The organism is Streptomyces sp. NBC_01351, assembly GCF_036237315.1.
In the GTDB taxonomy this organism is placed as follows: Bacteria; Actinomycetota; Actinomycetes; order Streptomycetales; family Streptomycetaceae; genus Streptomyces.
The window spans coordinates 7,539,619-7,554,543 of record NZ_CP108356.1 but is presented as its reverse complement, the minus strand read 5'-3'; the positions used below and the strand labels follow the sequence as shown (position 1 = coordinate 7,554,543).

At 73.0% G+C, this 14,925-nt stretch carries 14 protein-coding genes; 3 read left to right on the top strand and 11 right to left on the bottom strand.

Going from position 1 to position 14,925, the window contains the following annotated elements; all coding sequences use genetic code 11:
- Positions 1-37 precede the first annotated feature (37 nt).
- A complete protein-coding gene (locus OG625_RS34765) occupies positions 38-499 on the top strand; it encodes a Crp/Fnr family transcriptional regulator (protein WP_329388931.1) in 462 nt (153 codons plus the stop codon).
- A gap of 177 nt (positions 500-676) precedes the next feature.
- On the opposite strand, the gene OG625_RS34760 is transcribed toward OG625_RS34765, so the two are convergent.
- Entirely contained in the window at positions 677-3,145 is a 2,469-nt protein-coding gene (locus tag OG625_RS34760; protein ID WP_329388929.1) for an ABC transporter permease, read from the bottom strand.
- A complete protein-coding gene (locus tag OG625_RS34755; protein ID WP_329388928.1) occupies positions 3,139-3,876 on the bottom strand; it encodes an ABC transporter ATP-binding protein in 738 nt (245 codons plus the stop codon). Before OG625_RS34755 ends, OG625_RS34760 begins: the two co-directional genes overlap by 7 nt.
- A gap of 283 nt (positions 3,877-4,159) precedes the next feature.
- Between OG625_RS34755 and OG625_RS34750 the strand changes: the two genes are divergently transcribed.
- The gene (locus OG625_RS34750; protein ID WP_329388925.1) at positions 4,160-4,642 is read left to right on the top strand and encodes a subtilase-type protease inhibitor; all 483 of its coding nucleotides are present in this window, start codon (positions 4,160-4,162) and stop codon (positions 4,640-4,642) included.
- 78 nt (positions 4,643-4,720) lie between these two features.
- On the opposite strand, the gene OG625_RS34745 is transcribed toward OG625_RS34750, so the two are convergent.
- Genes OG625_RS34745 through OG625_RS34735 form a run of 3 tightly spaced genes read right to left on the bottom strand, consistent with a single transcriptional unit; the run spans position 4,721 to position 6,950 of the window.
- Positions 4,721-5,569, bottom strand: a complete 849-nt coding sequence (locus tag OG625_RS34745) for a GNAT family N-acetyltransferase (RefSeq protein WP_329388923.1) — start codon at positions 5,567-5,569, stop codon at positions 4,721-4,723.
- Between the two features lie 21 nt (positions 5,570-5,590).
- Complete coding sequence (locus tag OG625_RS34740) at positions 5,591-6,499, bottom strand: ATP-grasp domain-containing protein (protein WP_329388921.1); 909 nt, start codon at positions 6,497-6,499, stop codon at positions 5,591-5,593.
- Between the two features lie 22 nt (positions 6,500-6,521).
- Positions 6,522-6,950, bottom strand: a complete 429-nt coding sequence (locus OG625_RS34735) for a hypothetical protein (protein WP_329388920.1) — start codon at positions 6,948-6,950, stop codon at positions 6,522-6,524.
- A 331-nt stretch (positions 6,951-7,281) separates the two neighbouring features.
- Here OG625_RS34735 and OG625_RS34730 point away from each other — a divergent pair, with 331 nt between their 5' ends.
- Positions 7,282-8,007 (top strand): SIR2 family NAD-dependent protein deacylase, encoded by a 726-nt coding sequence (locus OG625_RS34730; RefSeq protein ID WP_329388918.1) that lies wholly within the window; start codon positions 7,282-7,284, stop codon positions 8,005-8,007.
- Between the two features lie 296 nt (positions 8,008-8,303).
- Here OG625_RS34730 and OG625_RS34725 read toward each other — a convergent pair whose 3' ends face one another.
- From OG625_RS34725 to OG625_RS34700, 6 genes are all read right to left on the bottom strand, one after another.
- Positions 8,304-8,786 (bottom strand): VOC family protein, encoded by a 483-nt coding sequence (locus OG625_RS34725; RefSeq protein ID WP_329388916.1) that lies wholly within the window; start codon positions 8,784-8,786, stop codon positions 8,304-8,306.
- A gap of 160 nt (positions 8,787-8,946) precedes the next feature.
- Positions 8,947-12,528, bottom strand: coding sequence for a bifunctional glycosyltransferase/CDP-glycerol:glycerophosphate glycerophosphotransferase (locus OG625_RS34720; protein WP_329388914.1), 3,582 nt, complete (start codon positions 12,526-12,528; stop codon positions 8,947-8,949).
- A gap of 166 nt (positions 12,529-12,694) precedes the next feature.
- Positions 12,695-13,072: a hypothetical protein gene (locus tag OG625_RS34715; protein ID WP_329388912.1), complete on the bottom strand. Its 378-nt coding sequence runs from the start codon at positions 13,070-13,072 to the stop codon at positions 12,695-12,697.
- 83 nt (positions 13,073-13,155) lie between these two features.
- On the bottom strand, positions 13,156-13,575 hold the full coding sequence (locus OG625_RS34710; RefSeq protein WP_329388910.1) for a roadblock/LC7 domain-containing protein: 420 nt from the start codon (positions 13,573-13,575) through the stop codon (positions 13,156-13,158).
- Positions 13,576-13,661: 86 nt separating this feature from the next.
- Positions 13,662-14,456, bottom strand: a complete 795-nt coding sequence (locus tag OG625_RS34705; protein ID WP_329388908.1) for a transcriptional regulator — start codon at positions 14,454-14,456, stop codon at positions 13,662-13,664.
- Positions 14,453-14,875, bottom strand: a complete 423-nt coding sequence (locus OG625_RS34700; protein WP_329388906.1) for a hypothetical protein — start codon at positions 14,873-14,875, stop codon at positions 14,453-14,455. The genes OG625_RS34705 and OG625_RS34700 overlap by 4 nt, the downstream gene beginning before the upstream one ends.
- Positions 14,876-14,925 lie beyond the last annotated feature (50 nt).

Sequence of the window (14,925 nt, the reverse complement as noted above, 5' to 3'; positions counted from 1 at the left end):
GCAGGAGCGTCGTGGGGGGTCGTGATCGGAGGCCGTCGTGAGCACACCTTCCCCCATCCGGATCGCTGCCGTGCTGTCCACGGAGCACCGCGGTCGGCTGATGTCCCAGGCCCACGAGGTCAATTTCCAAGAGGGTGCACGGATCTTCGAGGAAGGTTCACGGGCGGAGTCCTTCTGGATCGTGCGCTCGGGCACCGTGACCCTGGAGATCCCCATGCCCGGCGTCCGCAGGCCCGCGTCAGTGGAGAACCTCGGCCCCGGTGAGCTGGTGGGCTGGTCCTGGCTCTTCCCGCCGTACGTGTGGCAGCTGAGCGCCGAGGCGATGACACCGGTGCGCGCGTACGAGTTCGACGGGATGAGCGTCCGGATGCTCATGGACTCCGATCCGGCCTTCGGGTCGGCGGTCGGGCACTGGGTCGGCCGGGTCCTCGCGCTCCGGCTCCAGCAGACCCGGACCCGCCTCCTCGACCTGTACGCGCCCCGCATGGCGGCGAGCTAGGCCGCCGCCTCGTTCGGCGCGGCACGGTGGGGGCCGACCCGGCCGGGTCCGGGCGCGCGCCGGGGCGTCTCCTCGGGCGTCGAACGTATCGGGGGGTCGGTGGGCCGAGCGCGGTTGCGTTCGACGCCCTGCGGGGACGCCCCGGCACACACCCGACCCCGTCCGGACCGGCGGCGGCTATTCCCGTACGCCGGCCAGCTCGACCGCCGGGCGCCGCAGGGACACCGCGGCCGAGGCGGCGGCGGCGACCACCGCCAGGGCCGCGCAGGCGCCGAAGCTCGCGCCCATGACGTCCCAGGGGATCACCAGGGGGCTCCGGACTCCGAGGAGGCCGAGGGCAGCCTGGATCCCGCCCAGGTTCAGGGCGGCGACGAGGGCTCCGACGACCGCGCCGACGAGGACGACGAGGAGGGCTTCCCAGGCCACCAGCCGCAGCACCTGCCACCGGGTGGCGCCGGCCAGCCGCAGGACGGCGAGGTCGCGGGCCCGGTCGGAGGTGGCCATGACGAGGGTGTTGGCGAGCGCGATGCCGGTGTAGAGCAGGGCGATGCCGAGGACGAGCAGGAAGCCCAGCCGGGTGGTGCGCTTGGTTTCGGGGTAACCGGCCGCCACCCACTGGTCCTTGGTGAGGACCTTGCCCCCGGCCTGCGCGGCCGCCTCGGCCAGTCCGGAGCCGACGGCGGCGGCGTCCGCGCCCGGGGCGAGCCGTACGTCGATGCGGTCGACGGGCGCGCCGCCGGCGTTGGCCGCGGTGACGTAGGCCCCGTTGTTGCCGGTGCCGATGCTCATCACGCCCGCGATCCGCAGGGACTTGGGGGTGCCGTCGCCGAGCCAGACGTCCACGGTGGATCCGACGGTGTGCCGCTCCCATTCCTCGGTGACGATCACGGAGCCGTCGTCGAGGTCGGCGACGCTGCCCGCGGTGAGGGGCAGTTCGGCGGTCCGGGCGAGGGCCGCCGGGTCAACGGCGCGGGCGTCCGAGCGGATCAGTGCCACACCCTCCTCGAGTACGTAGACGGCCGTCCCGGCGGTGGCGGAGACCTCGGCGCCGGGTACGGCCCGGATCCGGTCGACGGCGGCCGGGTCGAAGCCCCCGGCTCCGCCCGTGATCACGTGGTCGGCGGTGGTGCGCTGCCGGACCTCGGTGGCCTTGGCCTCGTTGATCGTGGCCGTGGCCCCGAGCAGGGAACCGGCGAGGGCCACGGTGACGAGCACGGGTGCGGCAATGGCCGCGGTGCGCCGGATGCCGGCCGCCGCGTTCTCCCGCACGAGCATCCCGCCGGCGCCCGGCAGCCGGGCCGGGAGCCAGGCGATGAGCCGGATCAGCGGCCGGACCAGCACCGGGGCCAGCAGCGCGAAGGCGACGATCAGCAGCATCGGGCGGCTGATGTACGTCTTGCGGTGGAGCAGGTCCGACGGGTCGGCGAGCAGGGCGTACGCGAGCGTGCCGAGGCCGGCCAGCAGGAGTCCGGCGCCGAAGATCCAGCGGCCCCAGGTCATGGTGCGCGTCTCGACGGCGGCTTCGCGCAGCGCCTCGGTGGGCCCCACCCGGCCGGCGCGCCAGGAGGCGGCGAGGACTCCGGCGAGGGAGACGAGCAGGCCGGTCCAGAAGGCGAGGTGGTAGGGCCAGGTGGCGTCGCCGATGGCGAACCAGCGCGGTGCGAGGTCACCGTCCACCGACCACTGGGCGAGCAGCGGCGCCCCGTACGAGCCGAGGAGGCACCCGAAGGCGGAGGCCAGCACGCCCAGGAGGAGCGCCTCGGAGAGCACCATGCGGCGGATCTGCCCGGGGGTGGCCCCGGCGGTGCGCAGCAGGGCGAACTCCTTGCGGCGCTGGGCGACGGCGAAGGCGAAGGTGGAGGCGACGACGAAGACCGACACGAAGCCGGTGACCCCGCCGGCGGTGCCCAGCATGGCGTTCACGGCGAGCAGGGCTTCGCTGTCGCGCTCCGGGTCGGGGTCGGCGAAGCGGATGTCGCGGCCGGTCAGGACCCGTACGTCGGGGTCCTGGCCCACAGCGGCCCGTACGGCGGCCGGGTCGGCGGAGACGACGAGCTGGTCGATGGCGGGCGACAGCCGGGCGGCTTGGGCGTCGGTCCAGAAGACGGCGTCCTCGAACCCGGGCAGCTTCGGGGCGCCGGGGTGGGAGACGGTGCCGACCACCGTGACCGGGCCCCGGTCGGTGGTCAGCCGCTCCCCGGGCCGGGCCCAGCCGGTGGTGACGACCTCGCCGTCGGACTGCGGAGCCCGGCCGGCGTCGAGGGTGTACGGGGCGAAGGCGGCGACCGACCAGGGGTGGCCGACCAGTCGCCCGGGCCCGCCCTCGGCGCGGACGGGGAAGGAGCGGTCCTCTGTGGTGGCGCCGAGGGCGCCCAGCCGCCGGGCGAGTTCGGGGGCGACGGGCTTGGGGTGGGCCAGCTTGCGGGTGCGGTCGCCGATCGGGCTCTCGACGCGCAGGGTGTCGTTGCCCTTGACGACGACGGCGGCCGTGTTGAAGCGTTCGGGCCTGCGCTCCGGGGCGTCGAGGGTGGCGGCGAGCGCGAGCCCCATGGTGGCGATCAGGCCGACTCCGAGGGCGAGGGCGACGAAGCTTCCGACGAAGGTGACCCAGCGGGTGCGCAGGGTGCGCAGGGCGACGCTCAGCACGGCACGGTCTCCAGCTTCGTCATGTGGGCGGCGATCTCCTCGGCGCGGGCACCGGCCAGTTCGCCGTTCAGGCGGCCGTCGACGAGGAAGACCACGCGGTCGGCGTAGGAGGCGGCGAGGGGGTCGTGGGTGACCATGACGACCGTCTGGCCCTCGGTGTCGACCATGGTCCGGAGCAGGGTGAGCACCTCGCGGCCGGTCCGGGAGTCCAGTGCGCCGGTGGGCTCGTCGCCGAAGAGGACGTCGGGGCGGGTGATCAGGGCGCGGGCGAGCGCCACCCGCTGCTGCTGGCCGCCGGACATCTCCGACGGCCGGTGCCGGGCCCGGTCGCCGAGGCCGACCCGGGTCAGCACCTCGCGCACCTCCGCCTTGGCGGGGCGGCGGCCGGCCAGGCGCAGCGGCAGGGCGACGTTCTGCTCTGCGGTCAGGGAGGGCAGCAGGTTGAAGGCCTGGAAGACGAACCCGATCCGGTCCCGGCGCAGCAGGGTCAGCTTGGTCTCGCTGAGCCGGGTGAGCTCGGTCCCGCCGACCGTCACCGTGCCGGAGGTCGGCCGGTCCAGGCCCGCCGCGCACTGCAGCAGGGTGGACTTCCCGGAGCCGGAGGGGCCCATGACGGCGGTGAAGGTGCCCTTGGGGAAGGCGAGGGAGACCTGGTCGAGGGCGGTGACGGCGTGGTCGCCGACGCCGTGGCGACGGGTGACGTCCCTGAGGTGGATCGCGTCGTTTTGCATGCCTCAAGCCAACCGTCCCGGGCGGCCCGGCACAGCGGGTCCAGAGGGTGTCCCGGGGGTAGGGCAGGCCATACCCCCGGAGGTTTCGGGGGCGTCTCCCCGTCGGTGTTCGGCCGATTCGACGAGCCGCTCCCCCACAGGTCAGCCCCATGCGGAACGCTGCCGTCTGCACTCATCCGTACACGATCGGTGACGAAAAACGGTGGTGCGAACGGGCGTTCACGGCCCGAGTGGGCAAGACTGCGTCCGCTATCCGAAACGTCAACCCAAGGGAGTGTTCGAAATGCGGTCCATCGCAAGGAGTCTCGGGCTCGGATCCGCCGCCATGGCGCTCACCGCGCTGACCGCGCTGGCGTGGCCCGGCTCGGCCGGCGCCACACCGTCCGCCCCCGCCGGACCGGCCGGACCGGCCGCAGGACCGGCCGCCACGGCGAGCCTGTACGCGCCCTCCGCGCTCGTGCTCGCCGTCACCGCCGGGGACAACGCCCGCCGGGGTACGGTGCTGCGCGCGGTGACGCTCGCATGCACTCCGACGCCCGGCGGCACGCACCCGGACCCGGTCGGCGCGTGCGCGGAATTACGTGAGTACGGAGCCCGGTTGGACGCGGTGACCGCCCCGGCCGCCGACACCGCATGTACGAGGGAGTGGAATCCGATGACGGTGACGGCCGACGGGGTGTGGGACGGCCGGCGGCTGAGCTACGCGCACACCTTCGGCAACGCGTGCGGCCTGCGCGGCACGACCGGGATGCTGTTCGACTTCTGACCGGCCGCGAGGGGGCGGGCCGGGCGGCGCCGTGCGACCGCCGTCCGGCTCACCGAGGGTGTCCAACCACCTTGCGCCTCAACCCAGTTCGAGGCTGGTCACCCCGAAGAGCTCGGCCAGGGGGAGTTCCGGGGCCGGGCCGGTGTACATGCGGGCCGTCTCGAACGCGGGCGCCAGGCCCAGCGATTCGAACAGCGGGGCGGCGTCCGGGTTGGCGTCGGGCACGTCCACGGTCACCGCCGCGCCGGGCGCGGACCGGGAGAGGCCGCGCAGCAACGCGGCCGCCACCTCCGTGTCGGCGGCGTACAGCGGGCCGATCCGGTGGGCGGCGCTGCCCGGGCGGATGACGCCGAGCCCTTCGATGCGGCCGTCCCGTACGGCGGCGAGCGCCGTGCGGCCGGGCAGGGCGGTCCAGGCGGACAGGAAGGCGTCCCGGGGCTCGGGGAAGAACCGCCGGTCGTAGGCCGCGAGCCGGGCGAAGGGCAGCGAGGCCGCGTCGACGACCTCGACCCGGCCACCGTCGCCCCCTTCGCCCCGGGGCACACCCTCGTAGCGAATGTTGTTCCATGCATGACGGAAGCCGGATTTGCGGTAGTTGTCCTGCTGGGCGACGACCCCGTCCAGGCCGACGAGCCGCCCGTCGAGCCGGCGCATCGCCGCGTCCCACAGCCGGATGCCGTAGCCCTGACCCCGGAAGGAGGGGCGGGCGATGTAGAAGCCGATGAAGCCGAAGCCGGCGCCGTAGCGGACGGCGGAGATGCAGGCCACCGGCTCGCCGCCGAGGCGGCCCACGAGGAAACCCTCCGGGTCGGCGACGGCGAACGCGAACCGGTCCGAGCCCCCCGGGTTCCACCCCTCCTCGTCGGCCCAACAGCGGATCAGTTCCATGTCGGCGGCACTCGCGCCGGTGATCTCGAATGTCGTCATGGCCGGTGTTGTACCAGATCCTCACGAACCACCAGGAAACTGATCATCCGTCAAGAGTGCGCAGAACAGGGCGAGATCGAACTCCGCGTGCAGGTCACTGACCTGCCCGTCGCCCACTTCCACGACCCGCCACACCCCATCCGCGCGCAGCGCGAGGTCGGTGGTCACGAAGTGGCAGCCCAGCGCCCGGACCGCGGCCCGCACCGGTTCGAGGTCCCGCGCCGGGATCCCGGCGACCTCGACGACCGGACTGTCGGGGTGGGCGGTGAACAGCCGGGGCTCCCCGTCCCGCCACCAGACCCGGACCTCCGTGGCCGTCCCGCGCGGCGCGACGAAGGACTCGAAGGCCCGCAGCACGACCCCGCCCGCCAGGAACTCGTCCTGGAGCTCGACGAACCGGCTCACCACCCGGTGCAGCGCCGCCGGGTCGGCCAGGTCGGGTACGTGACATGCCTCGTGCCACTCGTGCTTGCGGGACTTCACGTAGTCCTTGACCACGGCCGCGCCGGACGGCAGCCCTGCGGCGAGGGCGGTGAGGCGCCCCGCGTCCGGGATCTCCCCCGGAGCCGTGGGCAACCAGGCACTGACCGGGGTGAGGGCGGCGAACGTCTCGTACCAGCCGGGGAGTTCGTGGGCCCTGCGGTACGCCTCGGGAGAGACGAGGAGTTCGGCGCCGCGCCCGCGCAGGGCCTCGTCCAGCTCGGCGTACCGGGCGGCGGGGATCATCCAGCCCCGGTACCGGACCCCACCCGTCCCCGCGGGCACCCGGGCCACCGCCCGCTCGGCGTCCCCGGCGAGCAGGGCGTCGTGGTCGACGAGCGCGGTCGCCGCTCCCCCGGCGCGCAGCATCCGGGCCTCCTCCGCGAAGTGGGCGTCGACGCGGCGCCCGCCCAGCGGGTCGGCGCAGTACAGGACGGTCGTCGTAGTCATGGCGCCACCCTACGGATGGCGTTCAGCCCGCGCAGATCACGTCGTCGAGGCGGATGGGATGGGAGTCCAGCCGTACGTACGCGGTGAACGTGTCCGTGGTGCCGCCGCCCCACTCCGTGGTCACGGTGGCCCAGCCGACCCCGGCCGACTGGGCGACGGTGACCGCGCCGATGCCGATGTCCAGGGGTTCGTTCTGGGCGCACAGGAGGACGTCGGCCTCCTTGGCGACCTCCTGCTTGTCCTTGAGCAGCTGCGATACCTGCTCCTTGCGCTCCTCGGCGGAGGGGCCGTGGTCACCGTAGAAATCGGTGAGGAAACGCCCGATCTCGGTGGCGGTGTGCCCGCCCGGCGAGGCTTCGGGGAGAGCGGGGCGGGCGTGGGCGGGCGCCGGGGCCAGCAGGGCGAGCAGGGTCAGCGGCAGGACGCCGAGGCTGTACGGCATGAGCTTCATATCCGATATGTACCCTCGGCCCTGTCGGCGCGCCCCGGTGCGCCGCGCGTCTTACTCCCGTGGAGGGCGGGATTCACCGCAGAAACGACACTCCGGGAGCCGGTTCGCACCCGGGTTTCTCCGGGCCCCGGCCGAAATGAGTGATCGTCCGAGTCGTCGACGAGAGCGGGGGGACCCGCGTGCTCCGGATGGCGGATTTGGTGGCGGGCCGGCGTGAGGCGGGCGTCGAGGAGGGCATGACGCCGACGGTGCACGCCGCACTGTCCGGCCTGGGCCGGGTGGAGGGTAAATCGGGTCGCGGACCCGGGCGGCCCCTCCGTAGGGTCGGCGCATGGGAAAGCCGCTCGTCGCAGTGTTCAGTGGGGCCGGGATGTCCACCGACTCCGGGATTCCGGACTACCGGGGGCCTCAGGGTCTGTGGCGCCGGGAGCCGGACACCGAGAAGCTCGTGACGTACGCGTACTACATGGCCGACCCGGAGATCCGGCGCCGGTCCTGGCTGATGCGGGCCGAACTCGGCGCGCTCGCCGCGCGCCCCAACGCGGCGCACCTCGCGATCGCCGAGCTGGAACGCGGCGGCACCCCGGTCCGGGTCCTCACTCAGAACGTGGACGGACTGCACCAGCTCGCCGGGATGCCCGCGCGCAAGGTGTTCGAACTGCACGGAACGGCTCGGGCGGTGGTGTGCACGGCCTGCCACGCCCGGTCGGAGATGGACGAGGCACTGGCCCGGGTCGCCGCCGGGGAGCCGGATCCCGCCTGCCTGCTGTGCGGCGGCATCCTCAAGGCGGCGACCGTGATGTTCGGCCAGCGCCTCGACCCCGTGGTGCTCGGGCAGGCGATGGCCGTGGCCAAGGGCTGCCAGGTGTTCATCGCCGTCGGGTCCACGCTCCAGGTGCAGCCCGCCGCCTCGCTCGCCGGGATGGCCGCGGAGGCCGGGGCCCGGCTGATCATCGTGAACGCCCAGGAGACCCCGTACGACTCCCTCGCCGACGAGGTGGTCCGCGAACCGATCGGCACCGCCCTCCCCACCCTGCTGGCCCGCCTCGCCGACTGAGCCGATACCCGCCGGCCCGGACAGGGCCGGGCATGCACCGGCATCCCCGCAGGCCCGGACGGGGCCGGGTGTGCGGTGGGGCGTCCCCGCAGGGCGTCGAACACAACCACCCTCGGCCCACCGACCCCCCGACACGTTCGACGCCCGAGGAGACGCCCCGGCGCGCGCCCGGCCACGGCCGGGCCGGCACAAGCGCGGCGGCCTAGGCGGAGCCGCCCCAAGCGGGGCCGGCCCCAGCCGGGTCGCCCCAGGCCGGGCAGGCCCGCACCGAAACCCCCCGCACCGCCCCGCGTGGACTACGCGGCGTCGGCCGCCCGCCGCATCTCCGCCACGTCCAGCTTCTTCATCTTCAGCATGGCCGCGGTGGCCCGGGCAGCCCGCCCCGGGTCGGGGTCGGAGACCAGGTCGACGGCGCCGGGCGGGGTGACCTGCCAGGACAGCCCGAACTTGTCCTTGACCCAGCCGCAGGCGGACTCCTGGCCGCCGTCCTTCGTCAGCTCCTCGTAGTAGTAGTCCGCCTCGGACTCGGACTCGCAGTTGATCTGGAAGGAGATCGCCTCGGAGAAGTGGAAGAGCGGACCGCCGTTGAGGCCGACGAACTGCTGACCGTTGATCTCGAACTCGACGACCATCACCGACCCCGGCGTCCCGGGGCCCGCCTCGGTGTAGCGGGAGATCCGGCCGAGCCTGCCATCCTTGAAGACGGACACGTAGTAGTCGGCGGCCGCTTCCGCGTTGTCGTCGAACCACAGGCACGTGGTGAATCCGTTGCCGCTCATGACCGCCTCCAGGCGAGTACGTCGTGGGTACGTCCTCACATACAGACCGGCCCCGGGCCCGAAACTCATCGGTGGGCCCGGGGCCGGTCTGTGTCCAGCCTGGTTTCGCTCGTCCGGCGTACGGCGTACGGCGTACGACTTACGCCGGGCCGCCTGCCGCCTACTGCGTGCCGGCCTCGTTCATGGCGAGCATGCGGTCGACGACGCGCTCGGCGGCGCGGCCGTCGGCCACGTCGCAGAACTCGGCGCGCAGCGCCGCCCGGGCCCCGGCATACTCCGCGCCGACCGCGTCCGCGTTCCGCACGGCCTCGATCAGGCTCGCCGAGTCCGCGAGCAGCGGACCGGGGGCCTTGGCCTCCAGATCGAAGTTGAAGCCGCGCAGCGTGCCCCGGTAGTGGGCCAGGTCGTACGTGAAGAGCAGGATCGGCCGGTCGGTGAGCGCGAAGTCGAAGATCGCGGAGGAGTAGTCCGAGATCAGCACGTCGGCGACCAGCAGCAGGTCGGCGGCGTCGGGCCAGCGGGAGACGTCGACGACGAAACCGTCGCGGACGCCGTCACGGACCTGCTCGTTCACGTGGTGATGGCCGCGGACCAGCAGGACGTGGTCCTCGCCCAGCTCGCGGCGGGCCGCGTCCAGGTCGATGCGCATGTCCAGCTTGTAGCCGCCGGACCAGCCCTCGCAGTTCTCGCGCCAGGTCGGCATGTAGAGGACGACCTTCTTGCCCTCGGGCAGGCCGAGCCGCCGCCGGACCTCGGCGATCCGCTCCGCGTCGGGCTTTACGAGCGCGTCCGTGCGCGGGCTTCCGACCTCGATGACTTCGCCCTCGTAGCCGAGGGCCCGCTTGAGGAGCGGCGTGGCGTACGAGCTCGGGGAGGCCAGCAGGGACCACTGGGCGCTGTCGTGCTCCAGGCCCTCCAGGATCTCCGGGCTCGTGTAGTAGTCGTGGACGAAGTCGTGACCGATCTTCTTGATCGGCGTGCCGTGCCACGTCTGTACGACGATCTGCCCGGCGCGGCGCTGGAAGTTGCGCGGAACGCTGTCGTTGGTGACGTAGTAGCGGGCGCGGGCCATGACGTCCCAGGACTCCACGCTGCCGTACTGTACGGCGCGCGCGGTCGCCGGGACCTCGGCTCGGCCGTCGCGGACCAGCCAGATGTGCTCCAGCTTCTCGCCTCGGCGCAGCAGCTCCTCGTGGATGGCGCGCGGCGAGTCGCCGGCGCCGGTCCCCTGGAAGGTGTCGTAGACGACGATGTCCTTCACCGGCAGGGCGCGCTGCGTCGGGTAGGTCTCGCAGCGTGCGACGCGCTGGGCGTAGTTGGAGCGGTCGTGCGGGCTGAGCAGCGGGTCGGCGACCAGCACCATGCGGTCGTGGAAGCGGGTCTCGACCCGCATCCGCCGCCCCTGGACGGTGAAGGGGTGCGGGCCGGCGAACAGCATGCCGATGGCCATCTGCACGGGGGCGCCACGGTCGACGCCGAGCAGGCCCGCGGTGGTCCCGCCCTGGGCGACCGGGCGCATGGTGGGCCACCAGCGGCCCTCGGGGAGGGTGGTGCGGCCGGCGTAGGCCTCGGGGAGCACCGGCTCGAACTCGGCGGTGAAGCGGTCGCCGTCGCGGGTGACGGGGTAGCTGAACTCCACGCCGTGCGCGTTGTGCAGGACCAGCTCGTACGGCTCGTCGGTGGGCGCGACGAAGCGGCCGCGCAGGGCCACCGTGCCGTTCTCGGCGGAGACCCCGTCGATCAGCGGCGGCGAGGGCTGCACGGAGAGCGTGAGGTGGCCGGTGTTGCCGCGCTTCGCGAACAGGGAGCGGTCGGTGTCCGTGCCGGGCAGCGGCACGACCAGGCCGTCGAAGCCACCGCGCTCGTCGTGGACCATGCGGTGCTCGGTGCCGTCGGCGCCGACCACGGACAGGCTCCAGGGCTCCGGGGTCCATTCGCCGGGCTCGCACTCGGCGTCCGGTACGGCGGCCAGCTCGGCCAGGGCCACGCGGGCGGTGAAGGGGATCCGGCCGCTGGACGCGGCCGCGGCCGTCTCCAGCGGGAAGGCCACGGTGGTGCCGGTGGTGACGTGCACGGCCTTCAGCTCGGTGACGGCGCCGACCTCGGCGGAGAGCTCGCCGGTGATCTCGACGGCGTCGTCATCCGCGGGCCGAACGTCCAGGGCGCGGGCTCCGACGACCTCGACCTGGACGGTGAAGGATCCGGAGACGGCCGGGACGATCCGGACGTCGGGGGCCACCCAGTGCGGGGGCGGGTTCTGGCCGGTGTCGTGCTCGCCGCCGCGGAGCCGGGCGCGGTGCAGGCCGCCGGCGCCGGTGACGGCGACGGAGGTGGTCCATATCCCGTCGCGCCACTTCCCGCCCGACTGGAAGATCGAGGGGTCGATGACGGCGGTGAAGCCGGCCCAGTCCGCGTGCCGCAGGGCGAGGTGCGGAGACATCACGCTGGCCATCGGGGAGGCGACCGTGCGGGTGCTGACGACGGAGCGGCGGCGCTTGCCGCCCTCGCGGAAGACCAGCATCTTGCGGGAGCCGAGACGGCTCTCGGCACCGAGGTGGCCCGGGAGGGCGTAGCCGCGCAGGAGCAGCTTGCCGTCGGTCCAGGCTGCCTGCTCCAGACGGCTGACCACCCGGCGCTCGCGCGGGCCGAGGGTGAGGATCTTGGCGGGGACCGGCGGGCGGCCCTGCAGGAAGGGGTAGTCCGCCTGCGGGCGGGCGAGACCCTTGACGGGCACGCTGTAGTGGAAGTCGCGCTGGTGGTTCAGGAGGGCGATGAAGTCCTCGACGCGGCCCTCGCCCGCGAGGTACGCCTTGAGCCGGTCGGCGACGGTCAGGTCGGACCAGGGGGCGGTGCCGATCTCCCGGACGAGCCCGCCGACCTCCTTGACGAACGCGGCTCGGAAGTCCGGGCCGCCCTCACCGACGTACTTGTAGAGGAGCGGGAGCTCCTCGCTCAGCACGTTGTAGTCGTAGTCGCGCAGGTAGCGGACGTACTTGGCGCCCTGCTTGGCCTTGAGGGACTCGCGGACCAGGCGGACGGACTTGACGCGGTCGATGAGGGAGATCGGGTCGGTGGAGCGCTGGGTGATCGAGCGCTCGCCGGTCTCGCGGACCCGCCAGTGGTAGACGCAGTCGCTGATGATGTCGACGCTGGAGGCGAAGTAGTGCGCGGGGATGCTGACCGGGGCGTCCTCGTAGAGGATGCCTTCCGGGTACTCGAAGCCGTGCTCGTCCCAGAAGGTGCGCCGGTAGACCTTGTTCCATGCGGTGCGGTCGGTGACCAGCGCCGGGAACTTGGAGATGTGGGTCTTCAGCTGCGTCTTGGCGAAGGCCGCGCGGTGGCCCCAGGACTGCTGCATGCCGACGGAGCGGAAACGCTTCACGTTGCCGCCGGCGAAGTCCGAGCCGGTCTCGTCGAGCGCGCCGATGAGGCGCTCGTAGGCGTAGTCCGGCATCGTGTCGTCGCTGTCGACGAAGGCGAGGTACTCGGCGTCCTTGTCGGAGTGTCGGGCACCGACGTTACGCGCGGCACCCAGGCCCGCGTTCTCCTGCATCACGACGCGGAAGCGCTTGTCCTTCGCGGCGAATGCCTTGGCGATGACTGCACTGGTGTCCGTGGACCCGTCGTCCACGAGGATGACCTCGAAGTCTTCGAAGGTCTGAGCGGCGATGGATTCCAGGCACTCGTCGAGGTAGAGCTCGACGTTGTAGACGGGGACGACGATGCTCAGGCGCGGGGGCATGGGTGGCGGGTTCTCCAGCGTTTTATGCTTTATCGATGATCAGCTGCTCACAGCATCCTACTCTGTAACAGATTCATAAACTCCCCCCATATGGGGCAAACGAAGCCGATCGCCGGGCGGACGGCAAGAATTAAACCGTCCGCCACCTCGACGACGTGGGTCGATGTCAGATCTCCAGCTCCGACTCGATCTTCTTGAGCTGGTGGCGGGCCATCGCGAGGTTCGCGCGGCCCTTGTCCAACACCAGGTAGATGAAGAAGCCCGCCGAGGAGCCTCGGCTGCGCATCAGCCGGATCAGGTGGTACTGGCCACCGAGGGTGATCAGGATGTCCTCGATCTCGTCCTTGATCCCGAGCATCTCCATCGTGCGGACCTTGGCGCGCACCACGTCCGTGTTGCCCGCGGCCGCGACCGTGAGGTCCAGCTCCTTGCCGCCCCCGATGGTTCCGAGGGCCATGCCGCTGCCGTAGTCGACGAGGGCGGCGCCGATGGCACCCTCGATGCTGGTGGTGGCTTCCTTGAGCGCGGTCTCCACGTTGGCCATGAGTGGCTCCTCTTTCTCGATTCGCTGTAGCTGTGTCTGTAGCTGTAGCTGTCACTTGCGCTGGTACGGGAAGTGGTACGGGCTCACGTCGGCGCGTCGCCCGGGCCCCGGCGTCCGAGGGCGGGTTCGACGAGCTCTGCTATCCGGACGCTGGAGCGGCGGGCCTCCAGGTGGAGGCGCCCGACGTTGACGCGCGGTTCCGCCGTCAGGGTGAGGACGGCCGCCTCGCCCGCGGCGTAGGTGGCCACGTATCCGAGTTCGCCGCGCACCAGCAGCTCGCGGAACGCGCCCTGGCCGGTGCTGTCGCTGAGCCGCTGGGACACTCCGAGGGCGGCCGCGGTGAGGGCGGCGACGGACTCGGCTTCGGTGGCGGCGCTGTCCTGGGCGAGGACCAGGCCGTCGATGCTCGCGGCGAAGGCTCCGGTGAGCTGGGGCACCCGGGCGCGCAGCCTGCGGAGCTCGGCGAGTATCTCGGCCTCCGCCTCGGGGGGCACCGTACTCATGTCGGCCTTCCTCCTTTCGGCCATCCTCGAATCGGGCTGCCGCCGCTCGGAGCGGTCGGCACGCAGGACCGGTCGCAGCGGGAGCCTCACAGGCTTGCCTCCAGTGCGTCGCGTAACCGGCGGAGCAGCGCCACGTCCGGGGATTGGGCCTGGGTCATCCAGTCGGGCAGGGGGGCCGCGGCCGGCGGCTGGACCGGCTCGTGCGGCGTCTCGACCAGTCCGGCCGCCGCGAGGCGCCGTACGTCGAGCAGCGTGTGGAAGGCGGGCCGGCCCAGCACCCACGCGAGGTCGGCCGGGGTGCGGACGCCGTCCGCCTGGCGCAGCAGGATCCGCTGCCGGGCGGTGACCGTCTGGCCGGGCGCGGCCGCCCGGGGCACCACCGGGGCGGTGTCGAGCAGCGGGTAGGGCCAGACCGCGTCGAGCAGTTCCCTGCGGCGGCAGGTCTCGCGCTCCACGGCGGCGGCCGGGACCGAGCGGACGGAGCCGATCCAGTGGGTGGCGCCGCGGCGGAACCGGGAGGGGCCGCTGCCCGGGGAGAGCGCGAAGAACGCGGCGTCGAAGATCGCGGCGAGGTGGCATATCTCCAGTTCGCCGCCCGCGAGCCCGCCACTGTCCACGAGGAAGCGGGCGACCTGGCGGCGGGCTCCGGCCCGGTCCACGGCCTCGCGCCAGCGCTCGGGAGCGAGGCCGCCGCCGGTGGTGAGCAGGACGTCGAGGCCGGGGGTTGCCGGGCTCTCCGCGTGCACGATGCGGCCGTCCTCCAGGAAGAGGGTGCCGCGGTCGCGGAGCAGGGCGCCGGTGGCGCGCTCGGCGGCGAGCCGGGTGAGGAGGGGGGAGACGGCCACGGAGGCCGGGGCCGAGGCGGCCGAGGTGGCGTTCATCTGAGCACCAGCCCCTCCGCCAGGGTGCGGAGTCTGTGGCGCGCGAGGGCGAGATTGCCGTCGGCGCGGTCGAGCCAGAGGTGCAGGAAGACGCTGCTGTCGAAGCTCGTTTCGACGAAGCGCAGTACGTGGTAGCCGGTGCGGGTGGTGACGATCAGGTCCTCGACGGGCGGGCCCCCCGCGTCGCCGCCTAAGGCCCCGGTCCCTGCGGCGGCCCCGGTGGCCGCCGGAGCGAAGGACTCGTACTCGGCGGCCGCCCGGGCCAGCTCGGCGGTCTCGGCGGCGGTGGTCTCATGGTCGCCGACGGGCGACTCCCCCGCGGTGCCTAGGGCCAGTCCGCTGCTCCAGTCGACCAGCGCGGCCCCCCGCGCACCAGGCAGGGCCATGGCTTCGAGCAGGCATTCGTCGATCCCGGGCACGCGGGCTCCCCTCCCGGCCGGACGTGCTGAGTGCACGGTCTGCGGCGCGA

Coding starts and splice junctions, on each gene's coding strand:
- OG625_RS34755 (WP_329388928.1), bottom strand. CDS start 3,876: ATGCAAAACGACGCGATCCACCTCAGGGACGTCACCCGTCGCCACGGC.
- OG625_RS34730 (WP_329388918.1), top strand. CDS start 7,282: ATGGGAAAGCCGCTCGTCGCAGTGTTCAGTGGGGCCGGGATGTCCACC.
- OG625_RS34750 (WP_329388925.1), top strand. CDS start 4,160: ATGCGGTCCATCGCAAGGAGTCTCGGGCTCGGATCCGCCGCCATGGCG.
- OG625_RS34720 (WP_329388914.1), bottom strand. CDS start 12,528: ATGCCCCCGCGCCTGAGCATCGTCGTCCCCGTCTACAACGTCGAGCTC.
- OG625_RS34725 (WP_329388916.1), bottom strand. CDS start 8,786: ATGAGCGGCAACGGATTCACCACGTGCCTGTGGTTCGACGACAACGCG.
- OG625_RS34710 (WP_329388910.1), bottom strand. CDS start 13,575: ATGAGTACGGTGCCCCCCGAGGCGGAGGCCGAGATACTCGCCGAGCTC.
- OG625_RS34740 (WP_329388921.1), bottom strand. CDS start 6,499: ATGACTACGACGACCGTCCTGTACTGCGCCGACCCGCTGGGCGGGCGC.
- OG625_RS34705 (WP_329388908.1), bottom strand. CDS start 14,456: ATGAACGCCACCTCGGCCGCCTCGGCCCCGGCCTCCGTGGCCGTCTCC.
- OG625_RS34735 (WP_329388920.1), bottom strand. CDS start 6,950: ATGAAGCTCATGCCGTACAGCCTCGGCGTCCTGCCGCTGACCCTGCTC.
- OG625_RS34745 (WP_329388923.1), bottom strand. CDS start 5,569: ATGACGACATTCGAGATCACCGGCGCGAGTGCCGCCGACATGGAACTG.
- OG625_RS34715 (WP_329388912.1), bottom strand. CDS start 13,072: ATGGCCAACGTGGAGACCGCGCTCAAGGAAGCCACCACCAGCATCGAG.